Below are 22,805 nucleotides of genomic sequence, written 5' to 3'. Positions count from 1 at the left end.
AACACACGAGACGTGCGTCTGTGAGAGAAAAGAGGTTCAGCGGTAGGTCAGCAGTTCGATGCGGTTGCCGAACGGGTCGCGGAACGAGAACCGCTCACGGCCCGGAATCGGTGGTTCGTCGAACGTCTCGACACCGTGGTCCGTCAGATGAGCACGCATTCTTTCGACGTCGCTGACTTCGAACGCCGGATGGCGCTTCGAGTGGTCGTCACCCGCTTCGACGCCGAGGTGGAGTTCGTCGTCGCCGACGCGGAACCAGAGGCCGCCGTGTTCACGGAGCGACTCGGGTTTCGGAATCTCGCTGAGTCCGAGGACGGTTCCGTAGAACTCGCGCGCTTCCGACTCTGCGCCGGGGGGAATCGTGAGCAAGACGTGGTCGATTCGTCGCCAGTCGGTCATACGTCAGGTCCCATCGCAGGGCACGTAACTCTACTCGTGTGTGAGAGTCGTACAGGAGTCGTTCGGCGAGAAGAGGGCCACGAGAGGCGTCAAGACAGCGGTATTCGCGAAGTGCTCGATGAGACCCCCTCGATTCCCGTAAAGTACACTATGCGATATAGAATACTGCCCACGACGACCAATCGTCCGACTTTTCTCTCTGCCCGTGAACCTCCGAGTATGCCCGAGTTCGACCCCGAGAAGTTCGAGGACAAGTACATCCACTACTTCCAGCAACTCCAGCGTGCCTACAAGAACGCCTTCAACACGATGAACGAGCGTTACGAGTCGGACCTCATCCACGGTATCGACCAACAGATTCTGAACGAGTCCGAACCGTTCTACGAGGACGGCGAGTTCTACGTACAGTTGCCCGACAATCCCGCCGACCGTCTAACAGGTATCGTCGTCGACGACGAAAAGTTGGAGACGACACTGGAGCGGTACGTCGACGAAATCGAAGCAGAACTCCACCGCGTGTTCGGTGTCGACCGACCGCAGTGAGGTGAGGTGTAACTCCGCGCGCACGCGTGAACCAAAGGCCTAAGAACGCAGACCTCTAACTCCGGAACATGAGCACGGAGAGTCAGGAGACGGACGACCTCAAAGACCGCGTGACGAACTTCCTCCGCCGGAACTTCCCGCAGATTCAGATGCACGGCGGGAGCGCAGCCATTCAGAACCTCGACCGCGAGACGGGCGAGGTCACCATCCTCCTCGGTGGTGCCTGTTCCGGCTGCGGTATCTCGCCGATGACCATCCAAGCCATCAAGACGCGGATGGTCAAGGAGATTCCCGAGATCAACCAAGTCCACGCCGAGACCGGCATGGGCGGCGACAGCGAGATGGGCGGCAGTGGCGGCATGAGTCCCTCGTTCCCCGGCGAGACCAGCGACGACGACGGCGGCAGCAGCGACGAAGGTCCACAGGCTCCCTTCTAATTCGCGAACGTTCTCCGTTTTCTCCACGTCGTGAGCGACGGCTTCGGCGTCGTCGGCCGACCGACAGAACAGGAAGTTTATCCTGTCGACACGCGCATCCACGAGTATGACTAGCGAGTCCCCCCGGAACGTCCTGTTCGTCGTCATGGACACCGTCCGGAAGGACCATCTCACGCCGTACGGCTACGATAGACCGACGACGCCGGGACTGGAGACGTTCGCCGAAGAGGCGACAGTCTTCGAACAGGCAGTCGCACCCGCACCGTGGACGCTCCCCGTCCACGCGTCACTCTTCACGGGGATGTATCCGAGTCAGCACGGTGCCGACCAGGAGAAACCCTACCTCAAGGGTGCAACGACCCTCGCACAGACGCTCTCCGCGGCAGGGTACGACACCGCCTGTTACTCCTCGAACGCCTGGATTACACCGTACACCCATCTAACCGACGGGTTCGACGACCAGGACAACTTCTTCGAGGTCATGCCCGGCGAGTTCCTCTCGGGACCACTCGCGAAGGCGTGGCAGACGCTCAACGACAACGAGGCACTTCGTGCCATCGCCGACAAGCTAGTGAGCCTCGGTAACACCGCTCACGAGTATCTCGCCGGCGGCGAGGGAGCAGACTCGAAGACACCCGCGGTCATCGACCAAGCGATGGAGTTCATCGACGACTCCGAGCAGTTCTTCACGTTCATCAACCTGATGGACGCTCACCTCCCCTATCACCCGCCAAAGGAGTTCAGAGACGAGTTCGCACCGGGTGTCGACTCGACGGAAGTCTGCCAGAACTCGAAAGAGTACAACTCGGGTGCGCGGGACATCTACGACGACGAGTGGGAAGACATCAGAGGGCTCTACGACGCCGAGATCGCCCACATCGACTCGCAGTTGACCCGACTGTTCGACCACTTGAAAGAGACGGGTCGCTGGGAGGACACGATGGTCGTCGTCTGTGCGGACCACGGCGAACTCCACGGCGAACACGACCTGTACGGTCACGAGTTCTGCATCTACGACCCGCTCGTGAACGTCCCGCTGATGGTCAAACACCCCGAGTTGGAGGACGAACGCCGCGAGGACCAAGTCGAACTCATCGACCTCTATCACACCGTCCTCGACTCGCTCGGTGTCGAAGGCGGGACGCCCGCCTCACCCGGTGACGACGTCGTCGCCCTCGACCGAACGCGCTCGCTCATCTCCGGAAGCTACCGACAGTTCAAACAGGCGAACGACCCGAGAGACCCCGGTCAGCGCGGCGACGGCAAGTACGCCTTCGTCGAGTACTCTCGCCCAGTGGTCGAACTGAAGCAACTCGAAGAGAAAGCCAAGAAGGCGGGAATCACACTGCCCGAAGACTCGCGGTACTACTCGCGGATGCGGGCGGCCCGTCGATTGGAGTCGAAGTATATCCGTATCGACCGCATCGAGGACGAAGCCTACCGCATCGACGACGACCCCGAGGAGACGACCAATCTCGCACAGTCGGACGACGACCTGATTCGAGAGACCGAGGCGATGCTCTCGGAGTTCGAGTCGGATATCGGTAGCGCGTGGGACAGCGCAGACGACGCCGACGTGACAGACGACGCGGTGCAGGACATGGACGAGGAGGCGCAAGAACGACTGCGTGACCTCGGCTATATGGAGTAGTTCGGCCGGTATCGCGGTCGAAACAGCGATATAGCTCTTTTCGAGGTGTACGTGTCCACGTACGCGGGCGAAGGTTCAATGAGACGTATAATATATCAATAACGAATCTAATGAATCTCGAATCGACCATTCCGACCTACTTGCTCTTCGTCGCGAGTGTGATTCTCGTCGGACTCGCTACGTACAGTTGGCAGTACCGGCACGAACCGGCCGCGAAGTGGTTCTCGGTTCGTCGTCACCGGCGTGAGCGTCGAAGACGACACCCCGGCGTCTCCGGCGTCGAGCGTCTCGACATCTCCGGACGACGCAGAACGGTAGTTCACTCGTTCACCCGCTCACGCCGTCACCTGTAGCCCGACGATACCGGCGACGATGGTGGCGATACAGCCCAGTCGAACCGCCGTCGCCGGTTCGTCGAAGAGGACGATACCCAGTATGGCAGTTCCGACCGCGCCGATACCGGTCCAGACGGCGTAGGCGGTGCCGACCGGCAGGGTCTGGACCGCCCTCGAGAGGAGTCCGACGCTGAGGGCCATCGCCACGACCACGACGGCCGACGCGCGCAGATTCGAGAAACCGTCGGCGTATTCGAGGTTGACCGCCCACACTATCTCGAAGAGTGCGGCGACGACGAGCGTCGCCCACGCGAGTCGACTCATCGAAGCCCCCGCTCGGACTCCCACGCCCGCAACAGTCCCGCGAGGACGCGGTTCGTCGGGACGTCGATGCCGTGGTCGTCGCCCTTGTCGACGACGACACCGCTGATGGCGTCGACTTCGGTTCGCTTGTCGCGCTCGACGTCCTGTAACATCGAAGAACGGTTCTTGGCCGTCTCCTCGACGACCGTATCGAGTGCGTCGCGAGCGACGCGGTTCGGCAGTCGAACGCTCTCGGCGCGAGCGACACGGGCCGTCTCGCGAGCGGCGGCGTGGCCCACGTCTGCGGCGTCGCCGTCGGCAAGTGCGCCGTTGTCGACGCGGGCGAGTGCGGTGACGGCGTTGATACCCGCGTTGACCGCGAGTTTCTCCCAGCGTCGCCGAGGCATGTCGCTCGCGACGAGCGTCTCGATATCGGCGTCGCGGAACGCCTTCCCGATGCGTTCGGCGTGTGACGAGGTTCCGCCGTCGAGTGCCCCGAGGACGACTCTCCCGACACCGGTACACTCGACCTGCCCGGGTTCCAGAAGCCGTGCGCCGTAGGTCGCGGTTCCGGCGAGGACGGGGGCGTCGAGTCGGGTGGTCAGTAACTCCTCCGTCAGTCCGTTCTGGAGCGAGAGGACCGCCTCGAACGACCCGCTCGCGAGTGTGTCGGCGGCGTCGGACGTGTCGAACGACTTGACCGTCACGATGGCGAGGTCGGCGGCGAGGTTTCCGCCGTCGGCGACGGCGTCCGGGTGGACGTGGGCGGTACGTTCGCCGGTAATGTGGAGGCCCGTTTCCCGAACCCGGGACACGTGTGGGTCACGGCCGACGAGCGTCACCTCGTGGACGCGAGCGAGTAAGCCGCCGACGAGGCTGCCGAGGCTTCCCGCGCCGAAGACGACGATATCCATACGTGGACCTCGAACGGCGACCTGAAAACAGAGTCGTTCGCGGACGGACGAGCAGTTCGGTCAGTCTTCGGTCCAGTAGAACAGGTTCTCCTTCGGCGTGTCGCAGTTGGGGCACGTCTCCGGAAGGTCGGAGTCGATTTTGCCCATCTCGCCGCACTCCGCACAGCGCCAGACGAGTTCCGCCTCGCCGAACTCGTGGCCCGACCGCTCGTGTTCGATTGACATCCCGACCACGCCCTCGCGTGTCGTCACGAAGAACCCGTCGTCGCCGAGTCCGCGGATGGTCCCGATTGGTTCGCCTGCCTCGGTGTAGACGGTCGTTCCCACGGTCACCTTGGTCGATTCTTGGCTCATAGACGTATGTGTACGCGTGCCAAGGAGATAAATCGCGGTACGACTGGTTCAGACGGCGAGGCAGCCCTTGGAAATCCGAACGCGCTACACGAAGTCCGCGATACCGGACTGTTTGTTCTTCTCGTTCCACCTTTTTCATCGCCGAGTGGACACACCACTCGGCTCGAAAAGTCTGGACCAAAAAAACAGCAGGTGCTAAGCTCTACATGAAGTCCGCGATACCGGACTGTTTGTTCTTGTCGTTTTCGAACACGCTCTCCAACGAACGTTCGAGAATCGCGAGTCGCTGTTTCGTGTACTCGCGACAGCCGAACTCCTCGGCCACCTCGATGGCGACGTCCATGTACTTGTTCACCGACCCCTGATGGACGGTCAGGTTCACGCGCCCACCGCACTCGCGGCAGTCGCCGGTCAGCGGCATCCGTCGGTACTTCTCGCCGCAGTCGAGACACCGCGTCTCCTGTCGGGAGAACGCCCGGAGGTTCCCGATGAGGTCCGGCAGGAAGTGCCCCTCGATGACGCGTTCGGCGACGTCCGTCTCGTCGACGGCGCGGAGTTTGCGTGAGAGAAGCAACTGGGCGTCCATCTTGTCCATCATCGACCCGAGCGTCTTGTACGCCGAGAGGTCCGGGCCGAGCGCGATGTTCGTCGTGTCGTGGGTGTGGTCGAACCCGGTGTACTCCAAGTCGGTGCCGAGGTTGTCCTCCGCGATGGTGACGATGTCCTCGACATCGCCGGGGTCGGCCATCTCTCTCGTCGCCTCGTAGAACTCGCGCGGATACTGCCGGACGATGTCCATGTTGTGCGCCTCGTCGTCGATTTCCGAGGGGTCGATACGCGAGGACATCACGAGCGGCGCGTCCATCTTCCCGCCGCGCTTGTCGGGGAGGAACTCCTTCGAGAAGTTCAACAGACCGTCCATGAGGAGCATGACGCAGTCCTCGTCGCCGTCACAATTTCTTCGTTTTGCTGCATGAAAGTAAGGATGTGCGTATCCGACAGCAGCGCTAGTGAATCCTACGACTCTCCCGACCGTCGCCGCCGACGTGTGCGGAGCCATCCCGAAGACCAGTTCACCGATGAGGTCGTCGCGTTCGTTGACCTCGTAGAAGGGTGGGAGGTCGTAGAACTTCTCCAGTAAGTCGTCGACGAAGTCGGCCGTCTTGAGCATGTGTTCGGCCGCGCCGTCCGAGAGGACGATGTCTTGGACTTTGAGTTCGACCAACTGGTCGTCGAACCTGAGGGGTTCGCCGTCGATGTCCTCCTCGTAGCCGAGTTGCCGGAAGTGGTCGGCGGTGACGTCGAGTTCGTCGGGGCGGACCGACGTGACGGGGAGGTCCGTCATGTCGTATCGGACGGTGCCGTCTTTGAACGCGGTGACGCCGTTCTTCGCGCGGAGGACGCCTTTCTCGATTGCCTCGGGAGTCTTGTGTGCCGAGGTGAGCCCCTTCACACCTTTCAGAATCTTGAACGAGGCTTCGCGCTCGCCGACCGTCTCCATCGCCGAGTGGAACTCGCTGTTCAGGTCGACGGTCTGCCACTCGAGGCTCTCGATTTCGCGTTCACACCGGGGACACTCGACGCGGCCCGACTCGTCGGGTTCGGCCTCGATGTCGCACTCTTCGCAGACGAAGCGTGGTTCGGTGTGGCCGCCGCACTCGGTGCATTTCGTCTTGTACGTGTGGTGTCCGCAGTCGGTGCACTCGCGAGCACCGATGAGGAGGTCCATCACGCCGCGTTGGCCCTTGTCGTTCATCAGGCGGGCGGCGTCGGCGACGTTGCGCTGACTGCCGCCGGCCTCGCTGATGGGAAAGAGCGTGTGAACCGCGGGAGAGAGGTCACGACTCTCGGACTTCTCCGGGCGACCCATCCGCGCGCCGATTCGGGTCGGCGCACGCTCTTGGACGGTGAAGGGAGCGACTTCCTCGATAGCCTTCATCGCGTTGTTCCCGTCGTCCCACGCGCGGGCCGACTCGGAGAGGTCGTCCCACTCCTTTTGCAGACCGTCAGAGAGACCGAGCGTTCGGACGAACGGCCGCCACTCCGGGATACGAAGCGCGTCCGGCGTCTGTGAGTGCGGGAGGAGAATCGCTTCGAGCGCCGTCCGTGTCGTCTCGGTGTGTTCGATGGCGAGGACGCCCTCGACGACGTCGCCGGCGGCGACAGCGTCGGCCAGCATCTCGAACTGCTCGACCGTGATGTCGTGCCAGAGGTAGGTGTACGCCGGATGGAGCGGCGCGTCGTACTCGTCGGCCCACTCCAGTGCCTCCTCGATATCTGGCTGTTCGAGGTCGATGTGGGGGTCGTCTTCCATCGCCTGTACGTCGACACCGGCGTGTTCGAGGTCCTGTAGCCACCACTCGTGGGTGTAGGACGCCGGGGCGAGCGGATGGTTGTTCTCGACGAACTCGCCGTAGTTGACGAGATACTCGCCGAGGTCCAGAATCTTCTCGACGCCGTTTCGGAGTTCGAGCGCCGTCTCGGGGTCGTCGATGCGGCGGACGTCGCCGTTGGCGAGACGGACCGTCGGCCCTTCGATGGAGTCGACGGGGATGACCCCGCCGGCTTTGCCGGGTCGTTCGGTCTTTATCTGCGTGCCCGTCGCGAGGAAGTCGTCGACGAGGTGCATCGTCGCCGGGTGGACGCCCGCCGTCGCAAAGCCGTGGTTTCGGGCGCGACCGTAGCGGAGTCGGAACCCGCCCGCTTCGCTGGGATGCCCGAAGACCGGGCGGCCGGCGATGAGGTCCCGGAGGTACTTCGTCGCGGGTTCGACGCGGGGGGGTCCCTGTGGTTCGTCGGGTTCGAGGTCGTCGTCGCCCTCGACTTCGTCTGCGTCGGCGTCGGCTTCCTCGCTATCGTCGGAGTCTGCGTCCGCTTCGTCGCCACCGTCGCTATCGTAGTACGTACCGTCGATGAGGTCTTGGAGCCACGGCCAGTCGACTTCGTCGAGTTGGCGGGTGTAGCGCTGAATCTTCGGCGCTTTCAGGGCGATACCCTCGGCCATGACGAGACACATCCCTCCGCGGGCGCTGTTGGTGTCGACGCGTTCGAGGTCACGGAATCCCGAGACCTCTTCGTCGCCCGTCGCCTCGCCGTCGAGCATGATGGGCATGTGCTCGGCGATGAACTTCGTCTCCTTGTCCTTCGGCGAGTACTGGAGTCCCGTCTCTTTGTCGTAGAGCGCGACTTCCTCGGCGTAGCGTTCGACCTCGTCGGTTCTGGCCTTGTACTCGTCGATGCCCAGGAGGGACCGGGCGTAGTCGGCGACGAGCACGGAGAGCGCCTGTGCGGTCCCACCCGCCGAGCGAATCGGCCCGGCGTAGTAGACGTTGACGAACTCGGTGCCGTCGTCGTTCTGGAGGATTTCGACGCGGTCGATACCCTCGATGGGAGCGGCGACGACGCCCTCGGTGAGGAGGGCGACGGCAGTTCGGACTGCACCTTCGACCTTCCCGGCGTCGGTGTCGTAGTCACCGACGCTTCCCTCGACGAAGTCGGTGACGAGTTCGAGAGCAGCCTCTTCGCGGGACATCTCGCCTTCGAGTTCGCGGACGCGTTCGGCGACGCCGGGTATCCCGAGGATGTTCTCGACGCGGTCGGCCATGTCTTTGGCGACCGGAATCTCGATTTCGGTCGCCGGGTCGTAACCCTGTTCGCGGGCCGCCTCGGCGCGTTCGAACGCCTCGTCCAGTCGGCCTTCGATGCGGGCGAAGTAGCGTTCGTCTGCTGGTCTCATAGGCTGGGGCGACTCACAGCCACAGGTCGAGGTCGGTCACGTCGTCGTGTTCGCGTTCCAGCGGCTCGTCGAACGCGCGGAGGTGGAGTTCGCCGGCGAAGACGGTGGCGGCGTTGAGGTGGCCAGCGAGTGCCTGCCCGCTGCGACGCGAGAGCACGACGTGTGTGTGAGCGAAGTGCTCACCGTCGAGTAGCGAGACGTTGCCGACGCAAGAGGCGACTTCGAGCGGTTCCTCGAACGTCACCGACTGGTACTCTTGGTCGTCTTGGTCGTAGAACCAGACGTCGGCGTCTTGGACGGCGCCCATGGCGGTGAACCACGCGGAATCGATGCCTTCGCGGGCAGCGAACTCCTCGATCTCCTCGCGCCAGTCCGCACCGTGTTCGAGTCGGGCGACGAACTCACGACTCGCAGTGACTTCCCGGTAGTTCATAGCCCGAGCGACGGGAGACGGCGACAAAAATCCTACCGTTTGAGCTACTACATCGGAGACAGGAGAGTGCAGTCGCTCGACGGGGTGAGTAAAACGGAGAACGTGGCGACTCGTCGACTACCGCCAGTCGTCGAGCAACGGCGCGTCGTCGGCCCGGACCGACACCCACGCGTTGTCGCAGGTAATATCGGCGATAATGAACTCCGCCGATGCGGAAGTGGAGTCCACCGAGGCCATGACCTCGGGAGCCGACACGTCGATGGCAGTCGTGTCTGTCGCCATGTATGTTACTCACTATCACAACCATATAAACGCGTCGAAATTCAGGCAGAATTGTCTCTGGATTATGAGTGAAGCGACGATTTTAGCCTACGACGGGTTCTTACTTCGGGAGCAATGAGTGGTTGGGTATGGTGTACCGAACCACGGAAAGAGGACACATTGGAAGTATTACGGACTATCGTGTGAATACGGTAAATTTATCCGGACCCATCAAAAAGGAGGAGTGGGATGACAGACAATAACAGCCTTTCACGCCGTCGCTTCCTGCAAGCGACGGGTGGTGCAGCCTCGGCCGTCGCCATCGCCGGATGTACCGGTGGTAACGACGACGAGGAGACGCCAGCAGATGGCGGTAGCGGAAACCAGAGCGGTAACGGGAGCACTGGCGGTGGCTCCGACCGCGACGTCAAAGAGAACTACATTCAGCTCACCAACTCCTCTATCGAGACCCTCGACCCCGTCGCCAACACGGGTACCGCGGGTGGGGTAGTCATTCAGCAGACGTACGACGCGCTGATGATGTACCCGGACGGTGAGGCAACGGTCGAGCAACTTCTCGCCTCGGAGTACGAAGTCTCCGACGACTACAAGACCTACACGTTCACGCTCAACGACGCGACGTTCCACAACGGTAAGGACCTCACGGCGAGCGACTTCGTCTACTCGTTCGAGCGCCTCGCAGCGTCCGACAACAGCCGTCGGTCCTACTTCATCCTCGACTCGCTGGGCGTCGCCCACGAGACCGAGACAGTGACCCAAGACGGCGAAGAGTCGGAAGTCTACAAGCCCGGCACCCTCGGCGTCGAGGCTGTCGACGAGAAGACCCTCGAAATCACGCTCGCACAGGCGTTCCACGCCTCCCTCGAGATGCTCGCCTACACCTCCTTCGCGGCGGTTCCGGAAGGCATCGTCGGCGACGTCGAAGGGTTCGAAGGCGAGATGGAGTACAACCAGTTCGCCAACAACCCGGTCGGCTGTGGCCCCTACAAGTTCGAATCGTGGGAGAAGGGAACGTCCGTCGAAGTCAGCAAGTACGAGGACTACTACGGTACGGTCGCCAAGACCGAGGGTATCCACTGGCAGATCATCGAGGACACCCAGGCACTGTTCAACTACGGTCAGAACGGTAACGCCGACATCATCGCGATTCCGTCCTCGGAGTACAACGCCGACAACATCTCCATCGAGTCGGAGGACGACGAAGGTCGCAGCATCGGTACGTACGGTCCGATGCGGAACGGAAAGACGGCCAACTACATGTCCGTCCCCGAGATTTCGGCCTACTACATCGGCTTCAACATGGAAGCCGTCCCGAAGCCGGTTCGCCAGGCGTTCGCCTACGCGCTGAACCAGCAGACGATGGTTCAGGAAGTCTTCAAGAGCCGTGGCGAGCCTGCGTACCACTTCACGCCGCCGTCCATCTACCCGGGCGGAGCACAGGAGTACACCAGCCACGCCGAAGGCAGCTACCCGTACGGATACAACGAGTCGCAGCTCGACCAGGCCCGTCAGGTCATGGAAGAGGCTGGCTACGGTCCCGACAACATGTACGAAGTTCAGTGGACCCAGTACCAGTCGACGACCTGGGAAGACATGGCGAAGATTCTGCGCGACCAGCTGCAGTCGGCGCACATCGACATGAGCATCGAGAAGGCACCCTTCTCGACGCTGCTCAAGCGCGGTCGCAACGGCAACATGGAAGTCTACACGCTGGGCTGGATCGCTGACTGGCCCGCAGCGGACAACTTCCTCCAGCTGCTCAACCCGCCGCAAACCGACACCTCGCAGCCGGCCCCGACCTCCTACATCAACTGGAGCTCGGAGACGGGCAGCGAGGCACAGGCAGCATCAGACGCCTGGACGACGGTCTCGGAGAACCTCGCACCGACGGACTCGGCAGCGAGCGCACGTGCGGAAGCCTACGTCCAAATCGAGGAAGCGAACTGGGAAGACGTCGGTTTCCTGCCGATCTACCACTCGCTCGGCGAGCGCTTCTGGTACGACTGGCTCGACGTGGCACCACACGGTGGCATGGGCCCGAGTCGCCAGATGTACAACGAGGCGACGCTCAGCGAGCGGAACAAATAATATAAAAAGACCGTTGGTCTAGCGACCATTTTTTAGACGATTCGGCGATTAGAGACCGCATACGGCCCCGTTTACTGAAAAGTATGGGCAAAGGTTGCACGAAGCAAAACGGAAGACATAACCATGACGATTCGAAAACAAACGCATAGTATGACCTGTGGTATGGCACAACAGAGGGTCGTTCCATGAGTCGGTGGCAGTATTTCCTCCGGCGGATACTGCTGTCGATTCCCGTGGTGCTGTTCGGGACGACCGTCACGTTCATGATCATCAGACTTGGCCCGCTCGACCCCGCAGCGGCCATTCTGGGACCGACGGGAGACCCCGCCGCGTACGACCGTATACGTGAGCAACTCGGACTCACCCAACCGCTATGGCAACAGTACTTCGACTTCCTCTTTCAGTTGTTCACCTTCGACCTCGGTAACTCGTGGGTCATCGGCCCCGGACGTACTGCCTACGAACTTATCCTGATACACGCCCCGCGAACCATCTGGCTCGGCTTCTGGTCGGTGCTCATCGCACTGTTCGTCGGGATTCCGCTCGGCTTCTACGCTGGGCTGAACCCCAACACGTTCAGTGACTACACCGCATCCTTCGGTGGTATCGTCTGGCGGGCGATGCCGAACTTCTGGCTCGCGATTATCTTCGTGAGCGTTCTCTCGCAGTCCGAAGACCTCCTCTTCGGCTTCGAGTGGTCGAGTTGGCTCGTTCAGACGAACGTCGTGACGCCGCCGTCGCTGGCGTTCATGTCCGAACCGCTCGCACTTCTCACGAATCCGGGAGACACGTGGCCGCAGTTGATCGGTGCGATCAAACAGATCGCACCCGCGGCAATCGTCCTCGGTTCCTCGTCGATGGGCAACGAGATGCGTATCGGCCGAACCGCAGTGCTCGAGACCATCAACTCGAACTACGTCGAGACCGCCCGTGCGAAAGGCGTCTCGAACCGAACCATCGTCTGGAAGCACGTCTTCCGGAACGCACTCATTCCGCTCGTCCCCATCATCACCGGCGAGGCGTTCCTGCTCATCGGCGGGTCCGTCCTCGTCGAGACGGTGTTCGCGATCAACGGACTCGGCTGGCTGTTCTTCCAGGCGGCCATCCAGGGTGACCTCCCACTCGTGGGGTCGCTCATGTTCATCTTCATCCTCATCTTGGTGGGAACGAACATCCTACAGGACTTCCTGTACACGATCATCGACCCCCGCGTCGGCTACGACCAGAGCTAACCAATGAGTAACACACAACAAACCGAAGAGGTACCGCTCAGACAGCGAATCAGCGAGAACCCCCGACCGGCACTCGTGTGGCTCCTCGCCGGCGCACTCCTCATCGCCATGGAGTTCGGCGCACTCGTCGGCGTCTTCGTCGACCTGTTGAGCCTCATCGTGAACCTGATTCCGGGGAACCCCGGTATCGGTGCAGTGAACGCGCTGGAAGCGTTCGTCAAGAGTATCCCGACGTTGCTCTCGCGCGACGTCATCCCGAATCAGGGCTACTGGAACGGACAGGGCTGGGAAGCGACCTTCCTCGGTCTGGAACCGAAGTACGCGTGGCTCGTCCGCACCATCTTGGTGTACGTCTACGCCGCACTCGTGTTCGCGTGGGCGTGGAACGGCTACACCCGCTTCCGACGCTACTACCGTTACGCCGATTGGACGCCGCGTGACGACGTCGTCGACCGACTCCGCGGTCACACGTGGGGACAGTTCGGCTTCGTCATCGTATTCCTCTTCCTCGTCATGGCCATCTTCGCACCCGCACTCGGGCCGACGACGGTGGAGGCGAACATCCTCGACCCCTACTCGAACAGTGTCCAGTACTGGGACGGTGAGGTCGGGACGTCGAACGGCGAAGTCGCCGAAATCACCGTCGGTGAAGCGAACCTCGGGTCCGGGTCACAAGGGACCGCAAGTGAGAACTTCGGGCCGTGGACGTACGACGACTACAATCGGTTCCACCCGTTCGGCACGACGACCAACGGGAAGGACCTCTTTACGAACATGGCGACCGGTGCGAGGGTCTCGCTGAGCATCGGTCTGGCGTCGATGGGTGCCGCAGGTATCATCGCACTCGCACTGGCGATGATCACGTCCTACTACAAGGGACTCTCCGACCTCATCGTCATCCTGACCTCTGACTCGATTCAGGCGCTCCCCATCTTGATGATTCTCATCCTCGTGATGGTCGTCTTCCAAGGGACGTGGTTCGCCGAACTCTACGACGGGGCGCTGTTGATGATCGGCATCTTCGTCCTGACGCAGTGGCCGTTCCTCTGGCGGGCCATCCGTGGTCCGGCACTCCAGACCGCAGAACAAGAGTGGATCGACGCCGCGAAGAGTTTCGGACAGAAACCGTTCGTCATCATGGAGAAGCACATGGCCCCGTACGTCATCGGGTACATGCTCGTCTACACCTCGATGAGTCTCGGCGGCATCATCATCGCCGTCGCCGGCCTGTCGTTCCTCGGTCTCGGCATCAACCCGCCGACGCCCGAGTGGGGCCGCATCATCTCCGACGGGCAGCCTTACGTCGCGAGTGCCTCGTGGCACATCTCGCTCATCCCCGGTCTCCTCATCACGCTCATCGTGACGGGGTTCAACGCACTGGGTGACGGCATCCGCGACGCTATCGACCCGAAGAGTAAGACTGGCGAAGGCGAGAACACCGAAGCGATGGCAGGAGGGTCCGGCGCATGAGTTCACAGACTACGACGACACGCGACCGCAGCGGCGAAGAGCCAATCTTGTCGATTCAGGACCTCCGGACCGTCTTCTACACGGACAAGGAGGTCATCCGCGCCGTCGACGGCATCAGCTTCGACATCTATCCCGGTGAGACCGTCGGCATCGTCGGCGAGTCAGGTTCCGGGAAGTCGGTGACCGCCCGCTCCATCATGGGACTCGTCGAGAGCCCCGGTCGTATCGAGAACGGGAGCATCGAGTTCAAAGGCGAGAACCTCGTCGGCAAGACGCAGAAACAGTGGCGGAAGATTCGCGGGAACGGTATCGCGATGGTCTTCCAGGACCCGCTGACGTCGCTGAACCCGGTGTACACCGTCGGCAACCAGATCAAAGAGTCGCTGCGACTCCACCAGGGTCTCACGGGACAAGAGGCCACCGAGGAAGCCATCGAACTCCTCGAAGCCGTCGGCATCCCCGACGCTGGACGGCGGATTCGCGAGTACCCCCACCAGTTCTCCGGTGGGATGCGCCAGCGGGCCGTCATCGCGATGGCACTGGCGTGTGACCCCGAACTCCTCATCTGTGACGAACCGACGACGGCACTCGACGTCACGATTCAGGCGCAGATTCTCGAACTCCTCAACGACTTACAGGAGGAGCGAGACCTCGCCATCATGTTCATCACGCACGACATGGGCGTCATCGCCGAGATCGCCGACCGCGTCAACGTGATGTACGCCGGCGAAGTCGTCGAGACGGCCTCGGCTGTCGACCTGTTCGGCACGCCGAAACACCCCTACACGGAGGGGCTTCTCCGGTCTATCCCGGGCACCCACGACCAGGGTGAACGGCTGTGGACTATCGAAGGCGACGTCCCGACACCGAACGAGCAACCGACGTACTGTCGGTTCGCACCGCGATGTCCGAAGGCGTTCGACGAGTGTGAGCAGGTTCATCCGGTGTCCGTCCCGGTCGACGAGAACACACACGACCACACGGCGGCGTGTCTCCTCTACCCCGAAGACCGTTCGCAGGCGGAGGCCGTCGCATACCACGAATCCCGTTCGACGGGAGGTGCCGACCAATGAGCAACCAAGCGAGTATGCAATCGACGAGTTCGCAATCCGGTGAGCCGCTCGTACAGATCCGCAACCTCAAGAAGTACTACGAGGGTAGCGGTCTCTTCGGTGGACAGCCAGTGAAGGCAGTCGACGGCGTCAGTTTCGACATCAACCGCGGCGAGACGTTGGGTCTCGTCGGCGAATCCGGCTGTGGGAAGTCGACGCTCGGCCGGACGCTCATCCAACTCGAAGAAGCCACCGACGGCGAGGTGCTGTTCGACGGCACCGACGCGACGACTATCTCGGGTGCAGAGCTCAAAGAGTGGCGTCGGAACTCCCAGATGGTCTTTCAGGACCCCGAGTCGAGTCTCAACGACCGGATGACCATCGGTGAGATCATCCAAGAACCGCTCGACGTCCACGACATCGAGTCGCCGCGAGACCGCCGCCAGAAGGTCAAAGAACTGCTCGACACGGTCGGGCTTCGACCCGAGCACTACTACCGCTACCCCCACCAGTTCTCCGGCGGCCAACGCCAGCGTATCGGCATCGCTCGTGCGCTCGCGCTCGAACCGGAGTTCATCGTGCTCGACGAACCCGTCTCGGCGCTCGACGTGAGTGTGCAGGCGAAGATTCTGAACCTCCTCGAAGACCTCCAAGAGGAGTTCGGCCTCACGTACCTGTTCATCGCCCACGACCTCTCTGTCGTCCAGCACATCTGTGACCGCGTCGCCGTGATGTATCTCGGTAACATCATGGAACTCGGTCCGACCGAGGCGCTGTTCGACGACCCGGCGAACCCCTACACCCACGCGCTGCTGTCGGCGATTCCGGAACCGGACCCGACAGCCAACCGTGACCGCATTACGCTCCGCGGGACGCCGCCGAGCCCGCGCGACCCGCCGCAGGGCTGTCCGTTCAGTACGCGCTGTCCGGTGAAGATTCGCCCCGAGGAGTACCGTGACCTCGACGACGAGTTGTGGCTGCGCATCGAAATTCTCCGAGAAGTCCTCCGCGAGCGTTCGCGTGCCGAGAAGTCGCTCTCGGACCGTGCGCGGGAACTGCTCGGGATGGAGACGCGGTTCTCCGACATCAACGAGATTCACCAGGAACTGTTCGGCGACGTCGACGTGCCGCCGCGTATCCAGACGCACATCGACGAAGTCGAGCAGTACGTGCAGGCGACCAAAGACGACGAGGCCCGCCAGTATCTGCTCGAAGAGTTCGGCAGCGAGTGCGACGTCGAACAGCCAGAACACCACGTCGTCGGCGACACGGGTCGTGTGAGTCTCTGTCACCGACACAAAGGTGAACACGACGAGCCGAAGACCGTCTACGAACAACAGCTCACCCGATAGCTTCGATGAACAGCCGACGACGCGGCCTCCAAGCGCTCGACACGCTCATCTACGCAGTCGTCATGACGGCGGTGCTGTTCGTCGTGTCGACGGTAGTGAGCCTCCTCTTCGGACGCGGCTTCGTCGGGACGAAGCATCTGCTCTTCTTCGTGGGGTTCGCCATGTTCGGCTACGGTGCGTTCAGTCTCCAACCGGTGAAGCCGTGGAAAGACGACGACGGCGACACGCGTAGAGACACGCCGAAAGGACTCCAACGACTCGCCGAACGAGCGATTCCCCAGACGTATCGCGTCTCGTCGAGAGACCGACTGTCGACGGGGGCGAAACTGTTCGTCGCCAGTCTGTTCGTCCTCGGAACCTCGGCGGCGATGGAGTTCGTGTTCGGTGTCGGCAGTGTGTGAGACCGAGCGCTGGCGTGTGACTGAAATGCGTTTTTGAGAGTTCGACACGTTTTACCGCATCCATCGTCGAAGAGTGAGTATGCCAAACACCACCGAGGGAGACAAACCGGACTACGCCGAGAGCCTCGCTGGCAGTGCGGAAGTCGGAAAGAACGCCTGGCAAGCCACACTCGACGAGATGGACACGATGGCCGAGGAACTCGAAGCGGAGGGGTGGCAGACCGTCACCATCGCCGCCGGCCACACCGCACCGGAGAACCCGTCGTCGGGCGACAACGACCGTTTCGGTCTGACCCACGTCGTCCCGAACAACAAAGCCGAGGAGTTCGCCGAACTGTTCGAGGAGGGCGCGTTCCCGCAGTACGAAGTGTTCCGAAACGAAGTCGAGGGTCGTGAGTTCGTTCTCACCGTCCTCTCGGACCCCGAGAAGCAGGCAGCTATCCTCATCGCCGGGTCGTACGAACTCCGTCACGCTCCTGGCTGTGTCAAGGCCGCAAAGCGCGAAGAGAAGATGTACACGCACGTCCAGACGCTCGACAAGACCCATCTCGGGTCGTTCGAACACGACGACTACTCGAAGTTCTTCCCGCACGCCGACCGGATCGAGAACTGGGTCACCGGCGGCAACTGAGTTCTTCCTCCCTGTCCCACGGTCGCACCCCTTCGTAGAGTACAAGAGGCGGCGGACTGTACGCAGGGTATATGAACGTAGCCGACGCGATGACGCCCCGCTCGGAGGTCGTCACTGTCGAACTTCCCGGTACCCGTGACGACGTGTTAGAGTACCTCCAAGAGCGCGGATTTTCCTCTGTCCCCGTCGTGAAATCGACCGACGACGGCGAGGAGTACCGCGGTCTCATCTCCCGCGACGACCTCATCGAACATCCAGACGAAGACCAACTCGCCATCTTGATGCGCGAGGTGCCGACGACGACGGCCGACACCAGCCTCGAAGACGCCGCCCGGATGATGGCCAGCGAGGGTGCTCGTCGAGTCCCCGTCGTCGACGAGAGCGGCGACGTCCCGGAACTGAAGGGTATCGTCACCGTCACCGACGTGGTTCGCGCCATCGCTCGTGGCGACATCGACGGCGAGACGGCCGTCGGCGAACTCGCAGCGACCGACGTCAACGCGACCTACGTCGGGACGCCGCTGACCGTCGCCGAACGCGAAATCTTCTACGCGAACGTCCCCTACGCCATCGCACTCGACGACGACGGCCGAATGGCCGGCATCCTCACCGAAGTCGACATCATCGACGTCGCCCGCGTCGTCGAAGGCGAAGACGACACCGGCGAGAGTCTCGCCGACGAGGACGACGAGTGGATGTGGGAAGGCATCAAAGCCGTCGGCAACCGCTATCTCCCGACGCGGAACGTCGAACTTCCGAACGAACCGGTCCACGAGTTCATGAGCGACGACGTGGTCACTATCTCCCGCAAGAAGTCTGCGAAGGAGGCCGCACAGATGCTCATCTCGAACGACATCGAACAGATTCCGCTGGTCAGCGGTGATTCGCTCGTCGGCGTCGTCCGCGACGTGAATCTACTGGCAGCGCTGTAAGGAAGACGTCGACGGCGGGACGACCCACTCGGACGAGAGCCTCGTCGGTCGGAGTCGAGACGCACAGAGACTCAGTCGTGGCGAGACAGTGCTGTGATAGAGAGTTACCAATAGTGGGCCAAAATGGTTGATACGGAGACTGGCGTCATCTTCGAAAGACAACCCCAGGCTCACTATGCGTGTACTCATCATTCCAGAGTTATATCGTCCAGGCGACGTGAGCGCTAACGCGACGGTCAACGACGCCGTGACGTGGGTCGAGCAGTGGCTCGAATACGATGAGACGCTGCACGTCTACTGGTTGCTCCCCCATCGGGGCGACGCGAACTACGAACGGGACTACGTGCTCGCGGACCGAGAGCGAGTCACGCTCATCGAAGCAGACCAGTTCATGGGCGACACAGAGTTCAGCTATCTGTTCACCGGGAACGGCTACACCGAGGACCAACTGTTAGCGCTCAAACGTCGAATCTACGACGAGTTGGGCTACGTCGACATCGTCGTCGACCAACTTCGAGAAGGACGAACCGTCCTCTATCGATGGCTGTTGTTTCTCTCGGGGCATCGGGCCGGCGACCCGAACCCGTTTGCGGTCATCGCAAACGTCCACGACCTGATGGTCCCGTTCAAGTATCCGAGTGACGGCCATCGTATCGACTACCACCGGAAACTGGAGGTAGCAGAGGCGGCCTTCTCCGACGGCCGATGGTTCAAGGCTCGACTCGATGCCGACGAGATGCCGGTCTACGGTCAGCAGTTCCTCCAGCAGTCGGTGCTGGCGGAGGCGCTCGACACGTCGGTCGTGACCGACAGCCCAATCGACTTCTCCGCGTTCGACGAGGCGTACGCTTCGCAACCCCGATGGCTCCACGTCGCCGGGTCCGGATGGGAGAAGAAACACGGTGAACTCGTGATGGACATCGCCGCGACGCTGTACGAACGTCTCGGCATCCGGACCCTCCTGACGAGTATGGACACCATCCCCGCGAAGTATCAAGCACTGGAGTGGGTCGAGGCCCACCCGGAAGCACCGCGAGATTTGTACGAAGAGATGCTCCGCAAGGGCGATATGGCCATCTGTGCGACGGAGTACGACACGCTCGCTCGGACGTGGTTCGAACAGGCCGCGAGCGGGCAAGTACTCGTGCTCCGTGACGAACCGTGGATTTACGACTGCGTCCCGCGAGACAGCAAACTCGTCGCCCCGGTAGACGAACTCGAAGCGCGCGCCGTCTGGGCCGCCGAACACTGGGAAGAGGCGGTTGCAGAGAACAGACGAGTGATGGCGCACGTTCGGGAGGTGCGGAGCCCTGAACGGACCGGCCAGAAGACGTACCGAGATATGGTGCGACTCGTCGACGAACGGCGCGACGAGTTCGAGAGTCCGAAGGCAAAGCGGATAGAGCGCATCGTCGAAACGCTCGACGAGTCGACGTTCGGTCTCGACGAGTTGAACCGGGCGTCCGCACGATACACCGAGAACGGCAAGCCACTCTTGGACCAAGAGTGGTGTACGATTACCGACCTCGTGTTCTCACTCCGTGAGATGGGGTACGTAGACGTCGGCGACGGGGGGACGCCGACGTTCGCGACGACAGTGCAACACCAACGTTCCCCCTCCGAGGCGACGGGCGCCCAAGAGCAGTCGCTCTCGCCGTTCAATCGCCGAAACCAGCGACGCCGGTGATTCGATGACTCGGCGATTCGGTGACTCGTCCGAGAGAGACCCCGTGTCGCTGTATTTAAACCACTCGTCGGTATAGAGGCGTACATGAGAGACGAACGACGGGACGCGAGTCGCGAACGGTCGCGGCCAAGCCGTCGCACAACCGCGCGAACGAACACGAGGTGTGAGGCGTGACGAACGCAGAGAAACTCACCGAACTCGCCAAACGCCGTGGCTTTTTCTTTGGGTCTTCTGAGGCCTACGGCGGCGTCGCCGGGTTCTACACGTTCGGTCCCGAGGGTGCGGCGTTGAAGCGTAACGTCGAGTCGTCGTGGCGCGAGCAGTTCACGACCAGACTCGGCAACGAGGAGATAGAGGCGCCAACCATCATGCCCGAACCCGTCTTCGAGGCGTCGGGTCACCTCGACGGCTTCGACGACATGCTCGTCGAGTGTGCCGAGTGCGGCGAGTCCCATCGTGCGGACCACCTCATCGAGGACAACACGGACATCGAAGAGGCCGAGTCGCTGCCGATTGCCGAAGTCGAGGAACTCATCGCCGAACACGAGTTGGAGTGTCCGAACTGTGGCGCGCCGCTGGCCGGTCAGGACGTCGTGGACTTCAACCTCATGTTCGAGACGTCGATCGGTCCCGGCAACGGTCACCCCGGTTACCTCCGTCCGGAGACGGCACAGGGTATCTTCGTCGAGTTCCCGCGCCTGAAGGAGTACGCGCGGAACCAACTCCCGTTCGGCATCACGCAGGTCGGTCGTGCCTATCGCAACGAGATTAGCCCGCGGAAAGGCATCGTCCGGACCCGCGAGTTCACGCAGGCAGAGTTAGAGCAGTTCATCGACCCCGAATCCGACGAACCGCCGCTGGAGGACGTCCGTGACGTCGAAGTCGTCCTCTATCCGGCAACCGAACAGGAGAAAGAGTCGGTAGAGTACATCGAGACCACCATCGGTGACGCCGTCGACGACGGCATCATCGCCAGCGACTGGGTCGCCTACTTCCTCGGCGTCGCACAGGGCTGGTACGAGTCGGTCGGTGTCGACATGGACCGCTTCCGGTTCCGTCAGCATCTCCCCGGTGAGCGTGCCCACTACGCGAGCGACTGTTGGGACGCCGAATCGGAGTTAGGAGGCGACTGGGTCGAAATCGCCGGCTTCGCCTACCGCGGCGACTACGACCTCTCGAAACACGAGGAGTACGGCGACGACTCGTTCACCGTCTTCCAGCAGTACGACGACCCGAAGACGGTCGAGCGCGCCGTCGTCGACCCCGACATGAGCGCACTCGGTCCGGAGTTCGGCGGGCAGGCGATGGCCGTCGCCGAGGCGCTACAGGACCTCGCCGACCGGAATCCGGACGCCTTCGACAGCGACGAGGTCACCGTCGAGGTGGACGGCGACGAGGTCACCGTCGACACCGACCTCGCGAACTTCAGCGTCGAGGAGCAGACCGAGTCCGGCGAACACATCACGCCGCACGTAGTCGAACCCTCGTTCGGTGTCGACCGCACGGTATATACCGTTATCGCGCACGCGTACGCGAAAGACGAAGTCGCCGACGAAGCGCGGTCGTTCCTCCAACTCGACCCGACTATCGCCCCCACGTCCGTCGGTGTGTTCCCGCTCTTGAGTAACGCCGAGGAGTTGACCGAGCAGGCACACGACATCGTCGACGCCCTTCGCGACGTCGGCCTGTCCGTCGCCTACGACGAGTCGGGTAACATCGGCCGTCGCTACCGGCGACAGGACGAGGTCGGTACGCCGTTCTGTGTCACCGTCGACTACGAGGGCCTCGAAGGCGACGGCCCCGACACGGTGACGCTCCGCGAACGCGACTCGACGGCACAGCTTCGACTCCCGGTCGACGTGCTGGTGGAAGAACTGGTGGCCGTTCGGAGCGGTGCAAAGCCGTTCGACGCCCTCCGCGAAGACTACGAAGCGGTAGACTCCGACGACGCGTGAGCGAAATCGGCCGGCGACTCGTCCACGTCAGCGGTACGGCGCTCCCGGCGCTCTACCTGCTGGGCTGGGTGACGTGGGAGCAGTTAGGTATCCTGCTCGTCGTCGGCTCAGTCGTCGTTGCTGTGCTCGAATTCATACGCCTGCAAGTGGGTCTCGACTGGTGGATCTACCGCGAACTCACCCGCGAGTACGAACAGGACAACCCGGCAGGCTACGCGCTGTACTTCTTCAGTATGACCGCCGTCGCCTGGGTGTTCGAACCGTACGTCGCCATCCCCGGGATGTTGATGCTCACTATCGGCGACCCCATCAGTGGTGTCCTCGGGTCGAACGACGCCAGCACGGGCAAACAGGCCGGTGTCCTACTCGTCATGTTCGGCGTCTGCTTCGCGTTGGCGTGGCCGTTCGTCGACCCACAGGCGTCGTTTCCCGTCGCCGTCGCCGCCGCGGGGTTGGGTGCACTCGGGGCGACACTCGCCGACGGACTCAAACCCGTCATCGCGGGGTACGTCGTCGACGACAACCTCTCGATTCCACCCGCGGCGGCAGTCGGTATCTGGGTCGTACTGGCGCTGTTCGGCTGAGTCCGGAGCGACGAATCGGCTGACGGCAGGCCTA

22 protein-coding genes are annotated in these 22,805 nt (G+C 62.2%); 15 read left to right on the top strand and 7 right to left on the bottom strand.

Annotation, left to right across the window (positions count from 1 at the left end; translation table 11 throughout):
- Positions 1-36 precede the first annotated feature (36 nt).
- Positions 37-399 carry a VOC family protein gene (locus BM083_RS17975; protein ID WP_089871276.1) on the bottom strand — a complete coding sequence of 121 codons (363 nt, stop codon included), beginning with the start codon at positions 397-399 and terminating at the stop codon, positions 37-39.
- A 219-nt stretch (positions 400-618) separates the two neighbouring features.
- On the opposite strand from BM083_RS17975, the gene BM083_RS17970 reads away from it, so the two are divergent.
- The 4 genes from BM083_RS17970 to BM083_RS17955 all read left to right on the top strand — a co-directional run bounded on the left by BM083_RS17970 (position 619) and on the right by BM083_RS17955 (position 3,383).
- Positions 619-942, top strand: a complete 324-nt coding sequence (locus BM083_RS17970) for a DUF5783 family protein (protein WP_089871275.1) — start codon at positions 619-621, stop codon at positions 940-942.
- Positions 943-1,010: 68 nt separating this feature from the next.
- On the top strand, positions 1,011-1,379 hold the full coding sequence (locus tag BM083_RS17965; protein WP_089871274.1) for a NifU family protein: 369 nt from the start codon (positions 1,011-1,013) through the stop codon (positions 1,377-1,379).
- Between the two features lie 106 nt (positions 1,380-1,485).
- Positions 1,486-3,030 (top strand): sulfatase, encoded by a 1,545-nt coding sequence (locus tag BM083_RS17960; protein WP_089871271.1) that lies wholly within the window; start codon positions 1,486-1,488, stop codon positions 3,028-3,030.
- Positions 3,031-3,140: 110 nt separating this feature from the next.
- The gene (locus BM083_RS17955; protein WP_089871269.1) at positions 3,141-3,383 is read left to right on the top strand and encodes a hypothetical protein; all 243 of its coding nucleotides are present in this window, start codon (positions 3,141-3,143) and stop codon (positions 3,381-3,383) included.
- Here BM083_RS17955 and BM083_RS17950 read toward each other — a convergent pair.
- From BM083_RS17950 to BM083_RS23495, 6 genes are all read right to left on the bottom strand, one after another.
- The gene (locus BM083_RS17950) at positions 3,366-3,689 is read right to left on the bottom strand and encodes a DMT family transporter (RefSeq protein ID WP_009367116.1); all 324 of its coding nucleotides are present in this window, start codon (positions 3,687-3,689) and stop codon (positions 3,366-3,368) included. The two genes, BM083_RS17955 and BM083_RS17950, sit on opposite strands and share 18 nt — an antisense overlap.
- On the bottom strand, positions 3,686-4,582 hold the full coding sequence (locus BM083_RS17945) for a ketopantoate reductase family protein (protein WP_089871267.1): 897 nt from the start codon (positions 4,580-4,582) through the stop codon (positions 3,686-3,688). The genes BM083_RS17950 and BM083_RS17945 overlap by 4 nt, the downstream gene beginning before the upstream one ends.
- 60 nt (positions 4,583-4,642) lie before the next feature.
- A complete protein-coding gene (locus BM083_RS17940) occupies positions 4,643-4,936 on the bottom strand; it encodes a DUF7130 family rubredoxin-like protein (protein WP_049893735.1) in 294 nt (97 codons plus the stop codon).
- Between the two features lie 202 nt (positions 4,937-5,138).
- Complete coding sequence (locus BM083_RS17935) at positions 5,139-8,672, bottom strand: DNA polymerase II large subunit (protein WP_089871265.1); 3,534 nt, start codon at positions 8,670-8,672, stop codon at positions 5,139-5,141.
- 13 nt (positions 8,673-8,685) lie between these two features.
- Positions 8,686-9,105: a PPC domain-containing DNA-binding protein gene (locus tag BM083_RS17930; RefSeq protein ID WP_009367120.1), complete on the bottom strand. Its 420-nt coding sequence runs from the start codon at positions 9,103-9,105 to the stop codon at positions 8,686-8,688.
- A 117-nt stretch (positions 9,106-9,222) separates the two neighbouring features.
- Positions 9,223-9,387, bottom strand: coding sequence for a DUF7556 family protein (locus tag BM083_RS23495; protein WP_009367121.1), 165 nt, complete (start codon positions 9,385-9,387; stop codon positions 9,223-9,225).
- A 228-nt stretch (positions 9,388-9,615) separates the two neighbouring features.
- Between BM083_RS23495 and BM083_RS17925 the strand changes: the two genes are divergently transcribed.
- The 11 genes from BM083_RS17925 to BM083_RS17875 all read left to right on the top strand — a co-directional run bounded on the left by BM083_RS17925 (position 9,616) and on the right by BM083_RS17875 (position 22,771).
- The gene (locus BM083_RS17925) at positions 9,616-11,475 is read left to right on the top strand and encodes an ABC transporter substrate-binding protein (protein ID WP_089871262.1); all 1,860 of its coding nucleotides are present in this window, start codon (positions 9,616-9,618) and stop codon (positions 11,473-11,475) included.
- A 185-nt stretch (positions 11,476-11,660) separates the two neighbouring features.
- Positions 11,661-12,707 (top strand): ABC transporter permease, encoded by a 1,047-nt coding sequence (locus BM083_RS17920; protein WP_009367123.1) that lies wholly within the window; start codon positions 11,661-11,663, stop codon positions 12,705-12,707.
- A 3-nt stretch (positions 12,708-12,710) separates the two neighbouring features.
- Positions 12,711-14,177 carry an ABC transporter permease gene (locus BM083_RS17915; protein WP_089871260.1) on the top strand — a complete coding sequence of 489 codons (1,467 nt, stop codon included), beginning with the start codon at positions 12,711-12,713 and terminating at the stop codon, positions 14,175-14,177.
- Positions 14,174-15,250 carry an ABC transporter ATP-binding protein gene (locus BM083_RS17910; RefSeq protein ID WP_089871258.1) on the top strand — a complete coding sequence of 359 codons (1,077 nt, stop codon included), beginning with the start codon at positions 14,174-14,176 and terminating at the stop codon, positions 15,248-15,250. Before BM083_RS17915 ends, BM083_RS17910 begins: the two co-directional genes overlap by 4 nt.
- 14 nt (positions 15,251-15,264) lie before the next feature.
- Positions 15,265-16,581 carry an ABC transporter ATP-binding protein gene (locus BM083_RS17905; protein ID WP_394327624.1) on the top strand — a complete coding sequence of 439 codons (1,317 nt, stop codon included), beginning with the start codon at positions 15,265-15,267 and terminating at the stop codon, positions 16,579-16,581.
- A 5-nt stretch (positions 16,582-16,586) separates the two neighbouring features.
- Positions 16,587-16,982, top strand: coding sequence for a DUF7555 family protein (locus BM083_RS17900; protein WP_089871252.1), 396 nt, complete (start codon positions 16,587-16,589; stop codon positions 16,980-16,982).
- Positions 16,983-17,061: 79 nt separating this feature from the next.
- A complete protein-coding gene (locus tag BM083_RS17895) occupies positions 17,062-17,613 on the top strand; it encodes a DUF7529 family protein (RefSeq protein WP_009367128.1) in 552 nt (183 codons plus the stop codon).
- Positions 17,614-17,684: 71 nt separating this feature from the next.
- Positions 17,685-18,545, top strand: coding sequence for a CBS domain-containing protein (locus BM083_RS17890; RefSeq protein ID WP_089871250.1), 861 nt, complete (start codon positions 17,685-17,687; stop codon positions 18,543-18,545).
- Between the two features lie 217 nt (positions 18,546-18,762).
- Positions 18,763-20,232, top strand: a complete 1,470-nt coding sequence (locus tag BM083_RS17885; RefSeq protein WP_245756932.1) for a glycosyltransferase family 1 protein — start codon at positions 18,763-18,765, stop codon at positions 20,230-20,232.
- A gap of 170 nt (positions 20,233-20,402) precedes the next feature.
- Positions 20,403-22,187, top strand: a complete 1,785-nt coding sequence (gene glyS, locus BM083_RS17880; protein ID WP_089871246.1) for a glycine--tRNA ligase — start codon at positions 20,403-20,405, stop codon at positions 22,185-22,187.
- Positions 22,184-22,771 (top strand): diacylglycerol/polyprenol kinase family protein, encoded by a 588-nt coding sequence (locus BM083_RS17875; RefSeq protein WP_089871244.1) that lies wholly within the window; start codon positions 22,184-22,186, stop codon positions 22,769-22,771. Before glyS ends, BM083_RS17875 begins: the two co-directional genes overlap by 4 nt.
- The last annotated feature ends 34 nt before the right edge of the window (positions 22,772-22,805 follow it).

It is taken from the genome of Halogranum rubrum (assembly GCF_900114455.1).
GTDB classification, from domain to species: Archaea; Halobacteriota; Halobacteria; order Halobacteriales; family Haloferacaceae; genus Halogranum; species Halogranum rubrum.
This window is presented reverse-complemented; position numbering and strand designations above follow the sequence as displayed.

Excerpts from the sequence above, each read along its gene's own strand:
- BM083_RS17955 (WP_089871269.1), top strand. The coding sequence starts at position 3,141 with ATGAATCTCGAATCGACCATTCCGACCTACTTGCTCTTCGTCGCGAGT.
- BM083_RS23495 (WP_009367121.1), bottom strand. The coding sequence starts at position 9,387 with ATGGCGACAGACACGACTGCCATCGACGTGTCGGCTCCCGAGGTCATG.
- BM083_RS17940 (WP_049893735.1), bottom strand. The coding sequence starts at position 4,936 with ATGAGCCAAGAATCGACCAAGGTGACCGTGGGAACGACCGTCTACACC.
- BM083_RS17890 (WP_089871250.1), top strand. The coding sequence starts at position 17,685 with ATGAACGTAGCCGACGCGATGACGCCCCGCTCGGAGGTCGTCACTGTC.
- BM083_RS17945 (WP_089871267.1), bottom strand. The coding sequence starts at position 4,582 with ATGGATATCGTCGTCTTCGGCGCGGGAAGCCTCGGCAGCCTCGTCGGC.
- BM083_RS17950 (WP_009367116.1), bottom strand. The coding sequence starts at position 3,689 with ATGAGTCGACTCGCGTGGGCGACGCTCGTCGTCGCCGCACTCTTCGAG.
- BM083_RS17965 (WP_089871274.1), top strand. The coding sequence starts at position 1,011 with ATGAGCACGGAGAGTCAGGAGACGGACGACCTCAAAGACCGCGTGACG.
- BM083_RS17920 (WP_009367123.1), top strand. The coding sequence starts at position 11,661 with ATGAGTCGGTGGCAGTATTTCCTCCGGCGGATACTGCTGTCGATTCCC.
- BM083_RS17975 (WP_089871276.1), bottom strand. The coding sequence starts at position 399 with ATGACCGACTGGCGACGAATCGACCACGTCTTGCTCACGATTCCCCCC.
- BM083_RS17915 (WP_089871260.1), top strand. The coding sequence starts at position 12,711 with ATGAGTAACACACAACAAACCGAAGAGGTACCGCTCAGACAGCGAATC.
- BM083_RS17905 (WP_394327624.1), top strand. The coding sequence starts at position 15,265 with ATGCAATCGACGAGTTCGCAATCCGGTGAGCCGCTCGTACAGATCCGC.
- BM083_RS17900 (WP_089871252.1), top strand. The coding sequence starts at position 16,587 with ATGAACAGCCGACGACGCGGCCTCCAAGCGCTCGACACGCTCATCTAC.
- BM083_RS17960 (WP_089871271.1), top strand. The coding sequence starts at position 1,486 with ATGACTAGCGAGTCCCCCCGGAACGTCCTGTTCGTCGTCATGGACACC.
- BM083_RS17910 (WP_089871258.1), top strand. The coding sequence starts at position 14,174 with ATGAGTTCACAGACTACGACGACACGCGACCGCAGCGGCGAAGAGCCA.
- BM083_RS17895 (WP_009367128.1), top strand. The coding sequence starts at position 17,062 with ATGCCAAACACCACCGAGGGAGACAAACCGGACTACGCCGAGAGCCTC.
- BM083_RS17930 (WP_009367120.1), bottom strand. The coding sequence starts at position 9,105 with ATGAACTACCGGGAAGTCACTGCGAGTCGTGAGTTCGTCGCCCGACTC.
- BM083_RS17925 (WP_089871262.1), top strand. The coding sequence starts at position 9,616 with ATGACAGACAATAACAGCCTTTCACGCCGTCGCTTCCTGCAAGCGACG.
- BM083_RS17935 (WP_089871265.1), bottom strand. The coding sequence starts at position 8,672 with ATGAGACCAGCAGACGAACGCTACTTCGCCCGCATCGAAGGCCGACTG.
- BM083_RS17970 (WP_089871275.1), top strand. The coding sequence starts at position 619 with ATGCCCGAGTTCGACCCCGAGAAGTTCGAGGACAAGTACATCCACTAC.